17 protein-coding genes are annotated in these 17,328 nt (G+C 70.5%); 10 read left to right on the top strand and 7 right to left on the bottom strand.

The window, feature by feature from the left end:
• Nucleotides 1–31 precede the first annotated feature (31 nt).
• On the top strand, nucleotides 32–1,138 hold the full coding sequence (locus DN771_RS11950) for an ATP-binding protein (protein ID WP_116997608.1): 1,107 nt from the start codon (nucleotides 32–34) through the stop codon (nucleotides 1,136–1,138).
• A gap of 102 nt (nucleotides 1,139–1,240) precedes the next feature.
• Nucleotides 1,241–2,800 carry an HNH endonuclease gene (locus DN771_RS11945; protein ID WP_116997607.1) on the top strand — a complete coding sequence of 520 codons (1,560 nt, stop codon included), beginning with the start codon at nucleotides 1,241–1,243 and terminating at the stop codon, nucleotides 2,798–2,800.
• Here the strand turns inward: DN771_RS11945 and vanX are convergent.
• From vanX to DN771_RS11930, 3 genes are read right to left on the bottom strand one after another with little or no spacing between them, the layout of a single operon-like run.
• Entirely contained in the window at nucleotides 2,787–3,443 is a 657-nt protein-coding gene (vanX, locus tag DN771_RS11940; RefSeq protein ID WP_116997606.1) for a D-Ala-D-Ala dipeptidase VanX, read from the bottom strand. The genes DN771_RS11945 and vanX overlap by 14 nt on opposite strands.
• 5 nt (nucleotides 3,444–3,448) lie before the next feature.
• Complete coding sequence (gene vanA, locus DN771_RS11935) at nucleotides 3,449–4,480, bottom strand: D-alanine--(R)-lactate ligase (protein ID WP_116997605.1); 1,032 nt, start codon at nucleotides 4,478–4,480, stop codon at nucleotides 3,449–3,451.
• Entirely contained in the window at nucleotides 4,468–5,445 is a 978-nt protein-coding gene (locus tag DN771_RS11930; RefSeq protein ID WP_227462321.1) for a D-isomer specific 2-hydroxyacid dehydrogenase family protein, read from the bottom strand. The genes vanA and DN771_RS11930 overlap by 13 nt, the downstream gene beginning before the upstream one ends.
• Before the next feature lie 135 nt (nucleotides 5,446–5,580).
• On the opposite strand from DN771_RS11930, the gene DN771_RS11925 reads away from it, so the two are divergent.
• Both DN771_RS11925 and DN771_RS11920 read left to right on the top strand, forming a co-directional pair.
• Nucleotides 5,581–6,294 carry a response regulator transcription factor gene (locus tag DN771_RS11925; RefSeq protein WP_116997603.1) on the top strand — a complete coding sequence of 238 codons (714 nt, stop codon included), beginning with the start codon at nucleotides 5,581–5,583 and terminating at the stop codon, nucleotides 6,292–6,294.
• Between the two features lie 2 nt (nucleotides 6,295–6,296).
• Nucleotides 6,297–7,415 (top strand): sensor histidine kinase, encoded by a 1,119-nt coding sequence (locus DN771_RS11920; RefSeq protein WP_116997602.1) that lies wholly within the window; start codon nucleotides 6,297–6,299, stop codon nucleotides 7,413–7,415.
• A gap of 6 nt (nucleotides 7,416–7,421) precedes the next feature.
• Here the strand turns inward: DN771_RS11920 and DN771_RS11915 are convergent, their stop codons facing one another.
• From DN771_RS11915 to DN771_RS11905, 3 genes are all read right to left on the bottom strand, one after another.
• On the bottom strand, nucleotides 7,422–9,659 hold the full coding sequence (locus tag DN771_RS11915) for a DUF4012 domain-containing protein (protein ID WP_162941841.1): 2,238 nt from the start codon (nucleotides 9,657–9,659) through the stop codon (nucleotides 7,422–7,424).
• Between the two features lie 167 nt (nucleotides 9,660–9,826).
• Nucleotides 9,827–10,681 (bottom strand): transposase, encoded by an 855-nt coding sequence (locus DN771_RS11910; protein ID WP_116997600.1) that lies wholly within the window; start codon nucleotides 10,679–10,681, stop codon nucleotides 9,827–9,829.
• 60 nt (nucleotides 10,682–10,741) lie between these two features.
• Nucleotides 10,742–11,677, bottom strand: a complete 936-nt coding sequence (locus DN771_RS11905) for an NAD(P)-dependent oxidoreductase (RefSeq protein ID WP_116997725.1) — start codon at nucleotides 11,675–11,677, stop codon at nucleotides 10,742–10,744.
• 53 nt (nucleotides 11,678–11,730) lie between these two features.
• On the opposite strand from DN771_RS11905, the gene DN771_RS11900 reads away from it, so the two are divergent.
• The 4 genes from DN771_RS11900 to DN771_RS11885 are packed head-to-tail and all read left to right on the top strand — an operon-like array spanning nucleotide 11,731 to nucleotide 14,162.
• Nucleotides 11,731–12,153, top strand: a complete 423-nt coding sequence (locus tag DN771_RS11900) for an SRPBCC family protein (protein WP_116997599.1) — start codon at nucleotides 11,731–11,733, stop codon at nucleotides 12,151–12,153.
• On the top strand, nucleotides 12,150–12,716 hold the full coding sequence (locus DN771_RS11895) for a TetR/AcrR family transcriptional regulator (RefSeq protein WP_116997598.1): 567 nt from the start codon (nucleotides 12,150–12,152) through the stop codon (nucleotides 12,714–12,716). The genes DN771_RS11900 and DN771_RS11895 overlap by 4 nt, the downstream gene beginning before the upstream one ends.
• A 25-nt stretch (nucleotides 12,717–12,741) precedes the next feature.
• Nucleotides 12,742–13,179, top strand: a complete 438-nt coding sequence (locus tag DN771_RS11890; RefSeq protein ID WP_116997723.1) for a cupin domain-containing protein — start codon at nucleotides 12,742–12,744, stop codon at nucleotides 13,177–13,179.
• On the top strand, nucleotides 13,179–14,162 hold the full coding sequence (locus DN771_RS11885; RefSeq protein ID WP_116997597.1) for an alpha/beta fold hydrolase: 984 nt from the start codon (nucleotides 13,179–13,181) through the stop codon (nucleotides 14,160–14,162). The genes DN771_RS11890 and DN771_RS11885 overlap by 1 nt, the downstream gene beginning before the upstream one ends.
• 52 nt (nucleotides 14,163–14,214) lie before the next feature.
• Here the strand turns inward: DN771_RS11885 and DN771_RS11880 are convergent, their stop codons facing one another.
• Nucleotides 14,215–14,871 carry a GntR family transcriptional regulator gene (locus DN771_RS11880; protein WP_116997596.1) on the bottom strand — a complete coding sequence of 219 codons (657 nt, stop codon included), beginning with the start codon at nucleotides 14,869–14,871 and terminating at the stop codon, nucleotides 14,215–14,217.
• A 63-nt stretch (nucleotides 14,872–14,934) separates the two neighbouring features.
• On the opposite strand from DN771_RS11880, the gene DN771_RS11875 reads away from it, so the two are divergent.
• On the top strand, nucleotides 14,935–15,963 hold the full coding sequence (locus tag DN771_RS11875; protein WP_116997595.1) for a 1-aminocyclopropane-1-carboxylate deaminase: 1,029 nt from the start codon (nucleotides 14,935–14,937) through the stop codon (nucleotides 15,961–15,963).
• A 121-nt stretch (nucleotides 15,964–16,084) separates the two neighbouring features.
• Complete coding sequence (locus DN771_RS11870) at nucleotides 16,085–17,323, top strand: aromatic ring-hydroxylating dioxygenase subunit alpha (protein ID WP_116997594.1); 1,239 nt, start codon at nucleotides 16,085–16,087, stop codon at nucleotides 17,321–17,323.
• Nucleotides 17,324–17,328: the final 5 nt, after the last annotated feature.

Raw genomic sequence — 17,328 nt, 5'->3', positions numbered from 1 at the left:
TCGCGGGCCGTACTTATAACAAGGTGCACTGATGGCGGCCAACCCCTTCACGCCCGGGTTCGGCACGTCGCCGCGGATTCTCGTCGGTCGCGAAGAGGTGCTGGGAGAGATCGGCGCGGCGTTCGGTTCTGTGCTCGACCCGCACCGGACCACGTGGCTGCGGGCGCCGAGGGGGAGCGGGAAGACGGTCTTGCTCAACGAGATCCAGGATCTCGCCGCCCATGCCGGATGGTTGGTGGTGCAGGAGGACGCGCAGTCGCCCGGGTCGCTCGCCGAGCGGGTGGCGAGGCGCTTGCTGACCCAGGCCGATGAGCGCGCCCAACCGCGTCGCCGTGTGCAGGCCGCCGGTATCACCACGCCCGTGGTCGGCGCGTCCATCGAGTTCGCCGCCGGCGAGCGGGGCTCCCCGCTCCTCAGGGATGCGATCGCCAGGGTGCTCGATCGTCGCGGAGCTGCGGCGGCGGGCGTGCTCGTCACCGTCGACGAGATCCACACGGCGCCACGATCCGAGGTCGCTCATCTCGGCAACGCCATCCAGCACCTCATCCGCGAGGACCGCCCGGTGGCCATCGTGGTGGCCGGGCTGCCCGTCGCCGACGTCGACGACCTCGCCACCTTTCTGCGCCGCTGCACCAAGCCGCGCATCGACGAGCTCTCGGCCAGCGCCGTCCGGGTGGGCCTGCAGCGGACGGCCGCGCTCGAAGGCGGCGGCTTCAGCTCGGCCGCCCTCGACCTCGCCGTCGCTGCGACGGCCGGGTATCCCTACATGCTGCAGTTGGTGGGCTACTGGTCGTGGCGATCGAGCGGCGACGGGGACATCGACGAGGCCGCGGTCCGGGACGCCTTGCCGCGCTGCGAGCGCGAGCTGCTCGAGGGCGTGGTCGGACTGCGCGAGCTCGCCGTGTCGCCGGCCGCCCAGCGATACCTCGAGGCGATGGCCGTCGACGAGGCGGCCAGCAGCACCAGCGAGGTCGCGGCCCGCCTCGGACTCAGCATCACCCACGCCGGCGTCTACCGCCGGCGGCTCATCGACGCCGGGGCCATCCAGGCCGCCGGGCACGGCTACGTCACGTTCTCCATCCCCGGTCACCGGGCGCTGGTCCGGCTGCGTCGGCTGCACGAGGTGGCCGTTGCCTGAACGTCGCGTGTGCGCCCTTCGGAGCCCCGTTCGCGTCGCACCTGGTCAGAGCGTTGCGGGACCGTCGGAAACCCTGTAACAGGGGATCGTCATACTGGTCTCATGTCCGCTTCGAGCACCACCACCGACACCCCGACGGGGTCGTTGACGGCGGAGCTCGGCGCGCTGGTCGACGAGTTCATGTCAGGGGTCACCGCGCGGATCGAGCGGTTGGCCGATTGCGGCACGAACCGAGAGTTGATCGATGTGGTGCAGAACATCGAGCGGGCCGTGCGGGCGGCCGGGCACGCTTCGGCCGCGGTCGTGGCCGCCGTCGAGCGCCGAGGTCTCTACCACGTCGACGGTCATGCCGACGCCAAGTCGTGGATGCGGGCGGGTGTCCGTACGCATCCCGACGACGTCGTGCGAGCCCACAGGGTCGGGCGGCTCGGTCGTGAGTTCCCACAGGTCGCCGAGGCGCTGGCATCGGGCCACATCAGCCTGGCCCACGCCAACAAGCTGGCCCAGGTGTGGTCTAACCGCCGCATCTCCCGCGAGTTCGCCGACAACATCGATGTCGCGTTGTGGGCGGCAGCCACCAAGCCGTTCAAGGAGTTCGCCCTCGACATCGACGACTGGGCGCGCCTCACCGATCAGGACGGCGGTCATCGCGACCGCGACGAGTCGCACAGCCATCGCGATGTCCGCTTCCTGACGGTCGGTGAGGTCACGCTGCTGCGCGGCCAGCTCTATGGGGTGCAGGCCGAGATCGCGCAGCAGATCTTCGAGGCGTTCCTCGACGCCGAGTACCGCTACGACGTCGACCAGGCCAAGGCCACCGACGGCGACGACTGGAGTCCCTCCCGCTTGCCGCGAACGCCGCAGCAGCGGCGCGGCGACGCCCTCCTCAAGCTGTTCGAGGCCGCTGCCTCCGCACCGCTGAACGGGTCGCCCATCAAGGTCACCGTCGACATCGTCATCGACCAGGAGACATTCGAAGAGCAGTTGCTCAACCTGCTCGATCCGTTGCATCGGCACCGCAGCGCGGCCACGATGCGTGGGCCGGTCGACGACTCGCTCGGCGCGGCCGGCCCGACGCTCAGCGAGCACGTGGGCTCGATCCGCCTCGATCTCGCCGGAGATCAGGTCGACTCCGGAGATCCCGGCGTCGACGCGGACGATTCCAGCGCCGTTCCACCGGCTCCCACCGAGGCCGAGCAGTGGATCACGGCCGCGGTCGCCGCGGCACTGGCCGCCCCCCGATCGTCCACCGGACGGCCGTCGATGTGCCGAACCACACGCGGCACACCGGTCGACCCCGCCGACGCTGTGGTCGCCGCCCTTCTCTTCAGGGTGCGCCGTGTCGTCATCGACGGCCAGGGCGTGCTCATCGACCTCGGCAAGCGCAACGCGCTGTTCACCGGGTCCGCTCGGGAGGCGGCCTTCCTGCAAGCTGCCATCGACGGCAGCCATCGATGTATCTGGCCCGGCTGCGGGCGTGCTCCACGACAGATCGACCACACGATTCCCCGCAGTGAGGGTGGTGCGACCGCGCCCAGCAATTCAGGTCCGATGTGTGCCAGGCACAACCTGTTCAAGATCGGCGGCTACCGCACGCGTCGTGACGCCTCGGGCACCTTCCACCTCTACCGCACCGACGGCTCCGAGGTCATCGCCATCTGACCGCGGTTGCGGCGTACACCGCGGACGCGATCGGGGAGTCGACCGGGAAGTCGAAGTAGGTGTCCGGGTAGGGCTCGTCGCTGAGGGTGTAGTGCCACCACTCGAGGGGATAGGCGTCGAATCCCGAGGCTTCCATGATCGCCCGGAGCTGGCGGCGACCTCTTGCTGCATCCCGGGTGATGCCCTTGGCGCCGTGATGGGAGCTCGTGTCCATCAGGTCGAAGCCGCCTCCCATCGGTACGAGATCGCCGGTCTCCAGGTCGAAGAGCGTCAGGTCGACGGTGCTGCCGCGGCTGTGCGCCGACTTGGTGGCCACGTAGCCCTGCTCGAACATCTCGCAGCGGTCGATGTGGGGATAGTGACGATGCTTGGTCCGGCCATCCTCGGGCTGCTTCGACCAGCGGACGAAGCAGTCGACTGCCCGCTGCGGGCGGTAGCCGTCCCACACGAGCAGGCCGAGTCCCATCGTCGCGGCCAGATCCCGGGCGTCGGCCAGCGCCACGCACAACGCCCTGGTGCCCATGATGCGGTTGGCCAGGTAGCCCTCCACCGGGCCTCCGGTGAAGTTGTCCCACGTGGCGTACTTGGCGTCCCAGCGCACTCCGGGCACCACCTCGTCCAGAAAGGCGAAGTCGTCGTGCATGTCGCTCAGCCCTGCAACGCCAGGGTCACGACGCGGTCGATCACGTCGCCGAGCGACAGGCCGGCGGCCGCCATCATCCGTGGGTAGCGGCTGTAGGAGGTGAGGCCGGGCAGCGTGTTCACCTCGTTGAGCACGAGGGTGCCGTCGTCGGTGAGGAACAGGTCGACGCGGGCGAGTCCCCGGCAGCCGAGGGCGCGGTAGATCGACATGGCCGTCTCCCGCACCCGCTCGCGTGCCTGGGCCGGGATGTCGGCGGGGACGACGAACGTGGAGTTCTCCGAACCGGTCTCGGGCTCGGCCTCCTGATGGATCCGGAAGAACCCGTGCGACAGGCGGACCTCGTCCACCTCGCCGGCGAACAGCTCGCTCCCGTTGCCGAGGATCGCGCACCCGACCTCGGTGCCGACCACCGCCTCCTCGATCATCACCTTCGAGTCGAACTTGCCCGCCACCTCGATCGCCTCCGCCAGCTCCTCCTTCGTCTCCACTCGGGTCACGCCGAACGACGAGCCCGAGCGGGCCGGTTTGACGAACACCGGATAGGCGAAGCCGTCGGGATCGATCGGCTCGGTCGGCGTCACCGTCCGGAAGTTCGGCGTCGGGATGCCGGCGCTGCCGACGACGAGGTTGGTGAGCGACTTGTCCATGCACAACGCCGAGCTCTGGATGTCGCAACCGACGTAGGGGATGCCCGACATCTCGAGCAGGCCCTGCACGGCGCCGTCCTCACCGAAGCGGCCGTGGAGAACCGGGAAGACGACGTCGATGCGGATCGTGGTCGAACGGCTCCCGTCGTGCACGACCACGCCATGCGTGCTCCGGTCGGGCGACACGACCACGAGCGGACCGTCGCCGTGCTCCCAGTCGTCGCCGGGCTCGTCGCACAGCTTCCAGACCCCGTCGCGTGTGATGCCGATGAAGAACGGCTCGTAGCGGTCGCGGTCGATGGCCTCGGCGACCTCTCGTGCCGACTTCACCGAGATCGGATGCTCCTCGCACGTGCCGCCGAAGATGACGGCCAGGTTCAGCTTGCCCATGCTGCGTGGTCCCTCTCGAAGTTCAAGCAGTTGACGATGGAGTTGGTGACGGTGTCGCGCAGCGCCCGCTCGGTGTAGTAGGCGGTGTGCGGCGTGACCACCACGTTGGGCAGCGACTGCAGCCTGGTCAGCAGGCTGCGCTCGACCGTGGTCTGGCGGCAGTCGACGTAGAACACGCCCTCTTCGCCCTCCAGCACGTCCAGTGCCGCACCGCCCAGCCGGCCGCTCTCGAGCGCGTCGGCGAGTGCCTCGGTGTCGATGAGGGCTCCTCGCCCGGTGTTCACCACGTAGGCGCCGGGCTTCATCGTCGCCAGGCGCTTGCGGTCGAGAAGATGAACCGTGCTCGCGTCGAGCGGCGTGTGCAGGGTCACCACGTCGCTACGCCGCAACAGCTCGTCGAGACCGACGTGGGTGGCCGGCGAGGTGGGGTGGCGGTCGTGGGCGAGCACGGCGCAACCGAAGCCGCGCAGGCGATCGATCACGGCGCTGCCGATGCGCCCGGTGCCGACGACGCCCACCGTCATGTCCCGGAGCTCCCGGCCGCGGGCCTCGTCGAGCCGGAAGTCGTGCTGCTCGGCGCGGTGGAGGATCGATCGGGCGTTGCGTAGGGCCATCAGCATCAACATCAGCGTGAAGTCGGCGACGCTGTCGGGGGAGTAGTGCACGTTGCCCACCTCGATGCCGAGGCCGGCGGCACAGCTGGTGTCGAGGTGGTCGTGGCCGCTGCTGCGCGTGGAGATGTAGCGCACACCGACCTCGCGAAGCGCCGCCAGCGTCGGCCCGGCGATGCGCGACTTGTGGCCCACGCTGATGCACCGGTTGCCGGCGGCCAGGGCGACGTTGGTGAACTTCACCGGCTCGGCCGTCATCGTCACCTCGACGTCGAGCTCGGTGGCCAACTCCCGGAACAGCGCCGCCTCGTCGGGCGCGCAGCCGTAGGCGGTGATGCCAGTCGCAGCCGTCACGTGATCGCCATTCGGTCGCCGTCGTTCATGGCGGCCAGTCAGACGGCCGCCGTGTTGCGCCGGCGTCGCGGATTTTGCATACGCCCGCAATAGGCGACCCCCCATACGGTGGGTGCGACTCCTACTGTCGAATCCATGCGTGTGTTGATTGTCGAGGACGAGCCGTTGCTGGCCGAAGCGGTCCGCGACGGTCTGCGCCTCGAGGCGATCGCCGCCGACATCGCCGGCGACGGCGACGCCGCGCTCGGGTTGCTCGACGTCAACGCGTACGACATCGCCGTGCTCGACCGCGACGTTCCCGGGCCGTCGGGAGATGAGATCGCCCAGCACATCGTCGCCTCGGGGAGCGGCATCCCGATCCTCATGCTCACCGCTGCCGACCGGCTCGACGACAAGGTGTCGGGCTTCGAGCTCGGCGCCGACGACTACCTCACCAAGCCGTTCGAGCTGCGCGAGCTCGTACTGCGCCTCCGCGCCCTCGATCGTCGCCGCGCCCACCGCCGTCCGCCGGTGCGGGAGATCGCCGGCCTGCGCGTCGATCCGTTCCGCCGCGAGGTGTACCGGGACGGCCGCTACGTCGCCCTCACACGCAAGCAGTTCGCCGTGCTCGAGGTGCTGGTCGAAGCCGAGGGCGGCGTGGTCAGCGCCGAGGAGTTGCTCGAGCGTGGGTGGGACGAGAACGCCGACCCGTTCACCAACGCCGTGCGCATCACCGTGTCGGCGCTGCGCAAGCGGCTCGGCGAGCCCTGGCTGATCGCCACCGTGCCGGGCGTCGGCTACCGCATCGACGTAAGCCCCGAGATAGTGCCAGGCACTATCTCGGGAGGCGGCGCGGGCGAAGGAAGCTGACGGTGGAACGGTCGCCGGGGCTCAGCGTCCGCCTCAAGCTCACCCTCAGCTATGCCGGCGTCGTCATGGCGGTCGCCGCCGGCCTGCTCGCCGTCGTGTGGGTCTTCCTCCTGCGCTATGTCCCGGATCCGAGGGAGGGGTTCGAGGTGGTCGCTCCCGGCGCCAGCCCGGTGCCCGTCCTGCGCAGTCCCAGCCGCTCCGACCTGCTCGACGCGTTCGTTCCGAAGGCGTCGATCGTGCTGGCCGTGCTGCTGGTGCTCGGCCTCGTCGGCGGATGGCTGCTGGCGGGCCGCATGCTGGCCCCGCTGCGCCAGATCACCAAGGCCACCCGTCTGGCGGCGACGGGCTCGCTCTCGCACCGGGTCGAGCTGGAGGGTCGCAACGACGAGTTCCGCGAGCTCGCCGACAGCTTCGACGCCATGCTCGCCCGGCTCGAGGCCCACGTCGCCGAGCAGCAGCGATTTGCGGCCAACGCCTCGCACGAACTGCGCACGCCGCTGGCCATCACCAAGGCCCTCCTCGACGTCGCTCGCGACGATCCATCATGCAACACCGGCGTGCTCGTCGACCGACTGCTCGCCGTCAACGCCCGCGCCATCGACCTGACCGAAGCGCTCCTCCTGCTCAGCCGCGCCGACCAGCGGTCGTTCACCCGCGAGCCCGTCGACCTCTCGCTGATCGCCGAGGAAGCCGCCGAGACCCTCTTGCCGCTCGCCGAGGAACGGGGTCTCACCATCGAGACCTCCGGCGACGTGACGCCGACCGTCGGCTCGCACCCGCTGCTGCTGCAGACGACGACGAACATCGTCCACAACGCCATCGTGCACAACCTGCCCGAATCAGGCCGGGTGTGGGTGACCACGCGGGCCGACGCCGATGCCGTGGAGCTGACCGTGGAGAACACCGGAGCGGAGCTGGCGCCGCAGCTCGTCTCCCGCCTCGTCGAGCCGTTCCAGCGGGGCAGCGAGCGCGTCCGCACCGGGCACACCGGCGTCGGACTCGGTCTGGCCATCGTCAAGAGCATCACCCAGGCGCACGACGGGACCCTCACGCTCGCCGCCCGGCCGTCCGGTGGCTTGCGGGTGACCGTGCGTCTGCCAGCGGCGACAGCCAGTGGTTGACAGGGATCAGCTCACGGGCGCGCCGTTGACGGTGATCGTCGTCGTCTGGGGGATCACCATCGGCTGCTCACGGGTGGCGATCCGGTAGCCGTCGGCGGGGTCCTCGATCTGGCCGGTGATCTCGAACGTCAGCGTGGTGGACGCCCCGGGGGCGAGCGTCACCTGCTGGCGAGCGGTCGACCACTCACCGTCGAGGCCCGCGTCGTAGGACACCGGCGCGCCGTCGCGGGTGGCCGCGCCGATCGTCAGCCCGGAGTACAGCGACACCAACGAGCGGCTCGTGCCGAGAGGAAGCTCCAGTGCGTTGCCGAGGACGACGTCGGGCAGGCCCCCTGCCGGGGCGGTGTTGGTGAGCACGACCGTCGCCGTGCCCGTCACCTGGCCGGTCGCCGGGTCGAACGTGACGTCGTAGGTGACCGACCGATCGAGGTACACGTCGAGCTTGTTGGCGGCCGCGTTGTTGACCACCAGGGCGAGCCCGTCGCCGCCGTTCAGTTCGGGCAGTCCGCCGGCGAGCCCGATCTGCGTGAACAACGCCTGCTCGTCGTCGTTCGCCGCCCAGCCGACGAGGCGACCCTGCTCGACCACGGGACCCAGACCGCTGGCCATCTGCACCGGACTGGGTAGACCACCCGACAGCAGGCGGTCGATCGTCACCTGGGAGACGGCGGCGAGGAGGTCGACGCGCTCCGCTCGATCGTCGATCTCGTACTGCGACTCGAGGAGGAACTCGACGACGTTGTCGGCATTCAGCTCCGTGGCGGTCGCGTCGATGCTCACCGGTCCCGTGAAGCCGAGCAGCACCGACAGCACGTAGGGGTCCATGGCGAACACCCCGTCGATCGGACGGCCGCCGCTCTGCGGGTAGAGCTCGGCGACCACCTGCGCCGTCGCCGGGAAGTCGGGCGACATCGTGATGTTCGACCACGGCACCGATCCGGTGGTGCCGGCGTCGTCGACGAAGCCGTAGCGGCCCCACTGGGCCACCCAGTCCTCGGGGCCGGTGATGCGGCGGGCGGTCGGGTCGGCGCCGCCGAGGTTGAGCTCGGTGGTGCGGCCGAAGCGGCTCACGGTGAGGCGGCCGTCGTCGACGGTGAGCTCGGCGAAGTTGCCCATGAAGCCACCCAGGCCGCGGGCCTCGGCGGGGGTGGTGAACATGATGAGGTAGTGGCGCGTGCCGTCGCCGCCGAGCAGCTGCGGGGCGAGGCGCGCCGTGGTGACTGCGTTGTCGAGCTGCTCGGCGTTCTCGTCGATGTCCTCGCCCAGCAGGCTGAGGCGGTCGCGGACCGGGGCCACCAACCACGGGGAGTCGGAGCCGTCGATCGTCGCGTCGAGCTCGTCGATGCTGGCCTGCACCGCCTCGAGCGGCGCGGCCACGGCCTCGATGGCGGCCAAGTCGAAACGTCCGTCGACGAGGCGCAGCTGTTCGGGGTCGATCTCGGCCAACGCCTCGCCCAGTTGCGTCGACGTGCGCCCGGCAACCTCAGCCAGGTCCGAGACCGCGCCGGCGTTCTGAGCGACGACGGGCACCACCTGGGACGGTCGGGCCCACGGGCGGTCCAGCTCGTTGCTGGCCCTGGTGAACACCTCGCCGGCGGTGGTGAAGCTGACCGCCGCCTCCGCGAACTCGCCCCGGCCCAACTGGTCGATGCCGTCGCGAGCGAGACGTTCGCCGTCGGTCAGCATCGCCCTGGCCCGCACGGCGCCGAGGCCGAAGCCGATGATCGCCAGCGTGGCGAGCACGGCGGCGCCGCCGACGATGCCCCACGCCAGCTTGCGGGTCTGGCGCCTGCGCCGGCGGATGCCGAAGACGAACAGCGCGCAGCCCGTGGCGATGCCGATGACGGCCGACGCCCCGTGGAAGCCTTCGAGCTCGGAGCGGGCCAGGAGGTTGAGCGCCAGCGCGGCGCAGCCGGCGCGAACCACGGCGAGGTCCCGCTTGCGGACCCCCACCCACAGGGAGGCGACGAAACCGACGGCGCCGATGATGGTGAGTGTCGGGTCGATGACTGCGACAGCGGCGATCCCGGTGGCACCGGCCACCGCCCACCAGGGCGCCGACGCCGCGGCCCACGACACGGTGGCCACGGCAAGGCCGACGAGGATGCGGCCGACGACGCGGTCACCCGTGGGATCGACGTCGGAGAAGGCGGCAACGATGCCGCCGGCGAGGGCCACGGCGATGGCCGAGCGCTCGTCGAGCCGCACGGCCCGGCGTACACGTCGTCCCCCCTGCGATGCCATGGTCGATCGATCCTAGATGCACCATGGGCTGTTTCCGGTGATTCCCGATGGCTTCCGAACCCCTACTCCACGCGGGTGGTCGTCCGGGTGCCAGCCTGGGCAACACGTCCGGCGGGGGCTCCACGCGGCAACGGTCGCTGGTCCTGAGGGTCTCGGTCCCGGCGAAACTAGTGGAGCGCTGCCGAGATAGTGCCAGGCACTATCTCGGAAGCCGCCTGCCCGACACTGGCGAGGGTGCGGGCTCGTTCGGCGACGACTGCCAGATCCGGCTCTGACTCGATGCGACGCAGGACCCGTTCGACCGCAGCCTCGCGGACGTCGGGGCGGGCGAAGGCCAACTCCTGCTCGAGCTGCGCCTGCAGCGCACCGGACGCCAGGGCCAGCATCGCGACCTGCAGCGTGCGGCGGGCGTGGGGGCGAGCGATGAACGGGGCGTCGCCGCATTCCATCATGGCCACGTCAATCGCCCAGCCGATCGACGGCGTCGCACCGGCGTCGCCCTCGACCAGTCTTCGATACTCAGGCCGGCTGCCGCTGGTAGCTGCCAGCAACTCGCTGGTCGACAGCCAGCGCGGTGGCAGGGCCCGCCCGACGTACTGCTGGTAGCTCGACCAGCGATACGTGTCGAGCGCGACTTGGGGACGGATGTCGAGGGGGTTGCGATGGATGTACCGCCCGGCGCAAATCATGTACTCCTCGGAGTCCACGTGGAGCGAGTGGAAGCGAGCCCGGAGTAGGGGTCCGTCTCGTCCGACGGCGTCGTTGAAGTGCCGCGTGTACCGAGACCCGACGAGGTGCATGAACGCCGAGAGCACGCCGTCGGGGACGCGGAGCAGCAAGTGGTAGTGGTTCGTCATCAGGCAGTAGGCGAGGACGCTCACCTCGAACCGCTCGGAGGCCTGGTCGACGAGGGCGAGGAAGCGGTGGCCGTCGTTCCTGGTGTTGAAGATGGTCTGGCGGGCGGCTCCCCGGTTCATCACGTGGTACACGCCGGCCGCGTCGAGGCGAGGTGGACGGGGCATGCCGCCATCATGACGATGGGGTGTGACGGCCCGAGATAGTGCCTGGCACTATCTCGGGCGTCAGGCGACGCGGTGTTCGGGCTCCTGGCCGCGGGCGACGAGGCGGGCGTTGGCCACGCCGAGGCGGATGGATCGCGCGAGCGTGTCGGCGGTGAGCCAGGCCACGTGGGGGCTGAGCACGACGTTGTCGAGGCCGACGAGCGGGTTGGTCGGGATGTCGATCGGCTCCTGCTCGAACACGTCGATGCCGGCACCGGCGAGATGGCCCGAACGAAGCAGATCGGCCAACGCCTGCTCGTCGACGACGCCGCCGCGGCCGGTGTTGAGAAGGACGGCGCCGGGACGCATCACGCCGAGGCGGCGGGCGTCGAGCAGGTTGCGTGTCTCGTCGGTGAGCGGCAGGTGCACCGACACCACATCGGCCACGGCGAGCAGCTCGTCGAGCGAGACCGAGTCCGGGCCTTCCGAGCGACGGTGGTGCACGACCGTGGCGCCCATCGCCGCCACATAGCTGCCGAAGCGCTGGGCGATCGCCCCGTAGCCGACGAGGCCGACCACCCGGCCGGCCACCTCGCCGAGACCGTCGGGGATCTCCGCAGCGAGCGGCCAACCGGTGCCGGCGCGCACCTCGCGGTCGAACGCCGGCACCCGGCGCAGGACGGCGAGCAGCAGGCCGAGCGTGTGCTCGGCCACGGCGATGGCGTTCGACCCGGGCAGGTTGGCCACGGCGATGCCGCGGGCCCGGGCGGCGTCGAGGTCGATGGTGTTCACGCCCACGCCGAGCTTCTGGATCAGCTGCAGGTTGGGTGCGGCGTCCATCGCCTCGGCCGTCACCGGCTCGAGCACGTGCAGCAGCGTCTCGGCCGTCGCCATCGCCCGGAACCATGCGTCGTCGTCACCCTCGGGCGTCCACGTCACCCGCACGCCGTCCGTCGACTCCTCGTCGAGCACGTCTCGCAGTCGGGGACCGGCGTTGTAGTGGAGCAGCACGTTCACCGGGCGGACCATATCGAAGGTGTTCGGCCGGAGCAGCGTGTACCATTTGGTACATGAGGTTCGAAGCAGTCCAGGACGTGGCGGCGCCGGCGGCGACCGCCTGGTCGATCTACCGGGACGTCGAGCGATGGCCGGAGTGGACGGACACCGTGACGAGCGTGGAGCTGCTGGACGGGCCGCTCCGCATGGGGGCCCGGGCGCGCATCAGGCAGCCCCGACTGCCGGTGGCCGAGTGGGAGGTGACCGAGCTGGACGAGGGCCGGCGGTTCGAGTGGGTGAGCAGGGCGCCGGGCGTGCGGACCACGGGCATCCACGTGGTGGAAGAGACCGGTCCGGACTCGTGCCGCGTCACGGCGGCGCTCGATCAGCGAGGCCCACTCGGCGTGCTGATCGGCCTGGTCACCTCGCGGCTCACTAAGCGCTACCTCGCGACCGAGGCCGCCGGCCTCAAACGCCGCGCCGAGTCGGCCACGTGACCACGGCTCGCGAGCGGTTGCTCGCGAAGGTCGTCGATCACCTGGCTGCCAACGGCGTGGCCGACGCCAGCCTGCGCGAGATCGCCGCCGCGGTCGGCACGAGCCATCGGATGCTGCTGCACCACTTCGGTTCCCGCGAGGGCTTGCTCGCCGAGGTCGTGCGGGCGGTGGAGGCGTCCCAACGCGCCGCCCTCGCCGAGGTGTTCGCCGGCGCCGACGCCGGCGGGCCCGTCGATGCCCGGCAGCTCTCGGCCCGCTACTGGGACACCCTCGTCGAGGTCGCCCAGCGGTTCGGGGTGCTGTTCTTCGAGCTGTCGGCCCACGCAGCCGTCGGCCGGGCGTACGCCACCACGCTGCGCGAGGACCTCGTCGACGGCTGGCTGCCCGGTGTGACCGAGCTGCTCGGGCGCCTCGGCGTGAAGCCCGACGACGCACCCGCGGCCGCCCGCCTCGCCGTGGCGGCGAGCCGTGGTCTGTTGCTCGACGTGCTCGTCACCGGCGACCGCCAGGCCGTCGACGAGGCTGCCCGGTTGTTCGACCGCCTGTTGTTCAGCCTCACGTGAGCCGCGGGTGGCAGGCTCGGGAGCGATGAGCCACACACCGGATGCCGCCGCTCTGATCGAACTGCTCGGACTCGAGCCGCACCCCGAGGGTGGCTGGTACGCGGAGACGTGGCGAGACGAGGCGAGCACGGCGATCTGGTTCCTGCTCGAGTCCGGCGAGCGATCGCACTGGCACCGCGTGCACGGCGGCGTGGAGATCTGGCACTTCTCTCTCGGCGACCCGCTCGAGCTGGCGATCTCCGACGACGGGGTCGGCGTGCGACGGGACGTCCTCGGCACCGACGTGGCGGCGGGGGAGCGGCCGCAGCTCATCGTGCCGGCGAGCGCCTGGCAGGCGGCCACGCCGCTCCCCGGGGGCGCGGCGGGGTTCTCGCTGGTCGGCTGCACGGTGGCGCCGCCGTTCCGCTTCGAGTCGTTCGAACTGGCGCCGCCAGGATGGGCGCCGGGCGACGAGGAGGACTGATGGGCGACAGCGAGCAACGGACACGGACGATCGCCACGAACGGCGTCGAGCTGTTCGTGCGCGAGGCCGGGCCGGCCGACGGACCGCTGGTGGTGCTCGTGCACGGCTTCCCCGAACTGAGCTACTCGTGGCGGCACCAGATCGCCCCGCTGGCCGCCGCCGGCTACCACGTCGTCGCCCCCGACATGCGTGGCTACGGGGAATCGAGCCGCCCCGAGGCGATCGCCGACTACGACATCTTCCACCTCACCGACGACCTCGTCGGCCTCGTCGACGCCATCGACGGCCCCGACGCCCAGGCCGTGTTCATCGGCCACGACTGGGGCGCCATGGTCGTCTGGCAGTTGAGCCTGCTGCATCCCTCGCGGCTGCGTGGGGTGGCCGCGCTGAGCGTGCCGTTCCAGCGGCGGGCGCTGGCGCCGCCGATCGGCCTGATGCGTGAACGCTTCGCCGGCTCGTTCTTCTACATCGTGTACTTCCAGGAACCGGGTGTGGCCGACGCCGACCTCGACGCCGATCCGGCCACGACGATGCGGCGGCTGTTCGCCCCGAGCGGTGTGCAGCGGGCGGCGTCAGCGCCCGAGGGGGAGTCGTTCGATCCGTCGGCCGACGACGGTCGCGGCTTCGTGGAGCGGATGATCGAGCCCGACGAGTTGCCGGACTGGATCACCGAGGAGGAGGTCGCCGTGTATGCCGACACGTTCCGGCGCACCGGGTTCACCGGCGGCCTCAACTGGTATCGCAACTTCGACCGCAACTGGGAGCTCACGCCGCATCTCGCCGGCGTCGGCGTGTCGGTGCCGTCGTTCTTCATCGGCGGAACGGCCGACCCCGTACTCACCATCACGCCGGTGCGCAAGATGGACGGCTGGCTCGCCGACCATCGCGGGTCGGTGCTGCTCGACGGCGCCGGCCACTGGGTCCAGCAGGAGTGCCCGGCCGAGGTGAACGCCGCCCTGCTCGAGTTCCTCGCCGGGCTGTAGGGCGCCGGCGGATCCCGCCCGGGCCGATCAGTCGGCGATCGGTCGTCGTCGATCAGTCGTCCCCACCCTCGGATGACAGGCCGTAGAACGTGTCGAAGGCGAGCGCCGATGCCTTGGCGGCGTCACCTGCCGCGCAGAGGCGGATCAGCTCGGCGTGGCGCACGACGGACTCGCGTGCGTGGCTCGACGCGAAGCGCAGACGCTCGGCCCGGCGCACCAGGGGAGAGAACTGGTCGAGCACGGCGCTCAACGCCCGGTTGGCGGCGATCGTCACCGGCACGGCGTGCAGCTCGTCGTCGGCGCGCAGGGCGGCATCGACGTCGCCGCGCTCGATGGCCCGCTCGAAGCGCTCGTTGGCGGCGCGCATCTCGTCGACGTCGGCCGTGGTCATCGACGGCACGGCTTCGTGCACGGCGAGCTCGTGCATCGCGGCGACCACGTCGCGGGCTTCACGGCAGGCCCGCTGATCGAGCGGGGCGACGATGGTGGAGCGGCCCGGCTGGGCGATGACGAGCCCGGCCTGGGCGAGGCGCAGCAGCGCCTCGCGAACGGGCGTGCGGCTGACGCCGAGCCACTCGGCCACCTCCAGGTCGCGCAGCTGCTCGCCAGGGCCGAACGTACCGTCGATGATGGCGTCACGCAGGCGCCGGTAGACGTCGTCGCGCAGCAGGCCGCGGTCCAGGGCGGGGGAGTCCGTGGGGATCGGCATCGCCCCCATCTTGCCCGCCGCCGTCTTGTCTCACGCACTCCGGTATGCAATATATTGCACCCGATGGAACTGTCTGACTTCCCGCGCCACCCGTTGCTGTTCGGCCCGTCGCCCGTCCACCCCTTGCCGCGGCTGTCGGCGGCCCTCGGCGGCGGCGTCGAGATCTGGGCCAAGCGGGAGGACTGCAACTCGGGCATCGCCTTCGGGGGCAACAAGGTCCGCAAGCTCGAGTACCTCGTCGCCGAGGCGCTGGCCACGGGCTGCGACACGCTCGTCTCCATCGGCGGCATCCAGTCCAACCACACCCGGCAGGTCACCGGCGTCGCCCGCCACCTCGGCCTCGGCTGCGTGACCGTCCAGGAGCACTGGGTCGAGTGGCCCGACCCTTTGTACGACCAGGTCGGCAACATCCAGCTGACGCGCATCATGGGCGGCGACGTACGCATCGACAGCTCCGGGTTCGACATCGGCATCCGTGACAGCTGGAAGGCGGCCATCGCATCGGTCGAGGACGCCGGCGGCAAGCCGTACGCCATCCCCGCCGGCGCCTCCGACCATCCGCTGGGCGGCCTCGGCTTTGCCAACTGGGCCGTCGAGGTCGCCGAGCAGGAGGCGCAGCTCGGCGTCTTCTTCGACCACGTGATCGTGTGCACCGTGACCGGGTCGAGCCACGCCGGGATGATCGCCGGCTTCGCCCTCGAGGACCGCCGCGACGGGCGCGATCGCCGCGTGATCGGCATCGACGCGTCGGCGACACTCGAGCAGACGACGGAGCAGGTGGCGCGCATCGCCCGTTCGACGGCCGACACGATCGGCGTGGGCCGCCAGCTCGAAACCGGCGAGATCGTGGTGGTGCCGGGATACGCCGGGCCGGCGTACGGGATCCCCGACGACACGACGATCGAGGCGATCCATCTCGCCGCCCGCACCGAGGGGATGCTCACCGACCCGGTGTACGAAGGCAAGTCGATGGCCGGGCTGATCGGCATGGTGCGCAGCGGCGAGATCCCGGCGGGCAGCCGGGTCCTCTACTGCCATCTCGGCGGCCAGCCGGCGCTGCCCGCCTACGCCGGCGCCGCCGGACTCGGCTGACATCGGCTGAACCGAGGACCTCACGGTTGGTAACGGTTGGTGCCGGGCACCAACCGTGAGTCGCGTCGGCGCGCCCTGGGAGTCGATTCTGCGAGGCCCGTGTAGTACCTTCGAGCCCAGAATGAGTTTCCCGACAGCAGAACTTGCCGGGTCGTGGCCGTCCTCGCTGACGACCCGCGTCCCGTACTGGGTGTACACCGACGCCGATCTCTACCAGCGCGAGCTCGACCTCATCTTCTCCGGGCCGTCGTGGAACTACGTGGCCCTCAGCGCCGAGATCCCCGAGCCGGGTGACTTCGTCCGCACGAGCGTCGGCGAGCTCCCGGTGATCGTCACGCGATCGCGTCGCGGGGAGATCCACGTGCTCGTCAACCGGTGCGCCCATCGCGGCGTCGCCTTCTGCCATCAGGCCGCCGGCAACGCCACGACGTTCACCTGCCCGTACCACCAGTGGAGCTACGCATCGGACGGCCGGTTGCTCGGCATCCCCTTCAAGAAGGGCGTCGGTGGCCACGGTGGCATGCCCGCCGACTTCGACAACAGCGCCCACGGGCTCGAACAGCTGCGGGTCACGGAACGCCACGGCGTGGTCTTCGCCACCCGAAGCGCGGAGACGCCGCCGTTCGAGGAGTACCTCGGCACGACGAACATCGGTTGGTTCGACCGCGTCTTCGACGGCCGACCGCTGCGCGTGCTCGGCTACCAGCGCCAGACCGTGCCGGCGAACTGGAAGCTGATGTTCGAGAACATCAAGGACCCGTACCACGCCAGCCTGCTGCACGTCTTCCTCGTCACGTTCGGTCTGTTCCGCGCCGACAACCCGTCGAAGACGCAGATGGACCCCACCGGCCAGCACTCGGTGCTGGTGTCGCAGCGGTCCGAACAGCGCGCCGTCGTCGGCACCGACGACATCGCCCGCGTCCAGCACGACCTCGAGCTACGCGACCCCAGACTCCTCGACCCGGTGCGCGAGTTCCCCGGCAGCGCCACGGTCGTGATGCAGACGGTCTGGCCCAACCTCATCGTGCAGCAGCAGTCCAACACACTGGCGATGCGTCAGCTCGTGCCGCGCGGCGTCGGCAACTTCGAGCTGCACTGGACGTACTTCGGCTACGCCGACGACGACGAGGCCATGCACACCCGCCGCCTGCGCCAGGCCAACCTGATGGGGCCGGCCGGGCTGGTGTCGATCGACGACAGCGAGGTGATGCGGCTGGCCCAGATCGGCGCCGAGGCCGGCGAGGATCACGACGCCCTGCTCGACATGGGCGGCGCCGACCTCGACGACACCGAACACATGGTGACCGAGGTGGCGATCCGGGCCTTCTACGCTCACTACCGGCACGTGATGGGACTGTGATCGAC

The organism is Desertimonas flava, from assembly GCF_003426815.1.
Taxonomy (GTDB): domain Bacteria; phylum Actinomycetota; class Acidimicrobiia; order Acidimicrobiales; family Ilumatobacteraceae; genus Desertimonas; species Desertimonas flava.
Note: the sequence above shows the minus strand (reverse complement) of the source record. Positions and strands in the feature narration are given on the sequence as shown.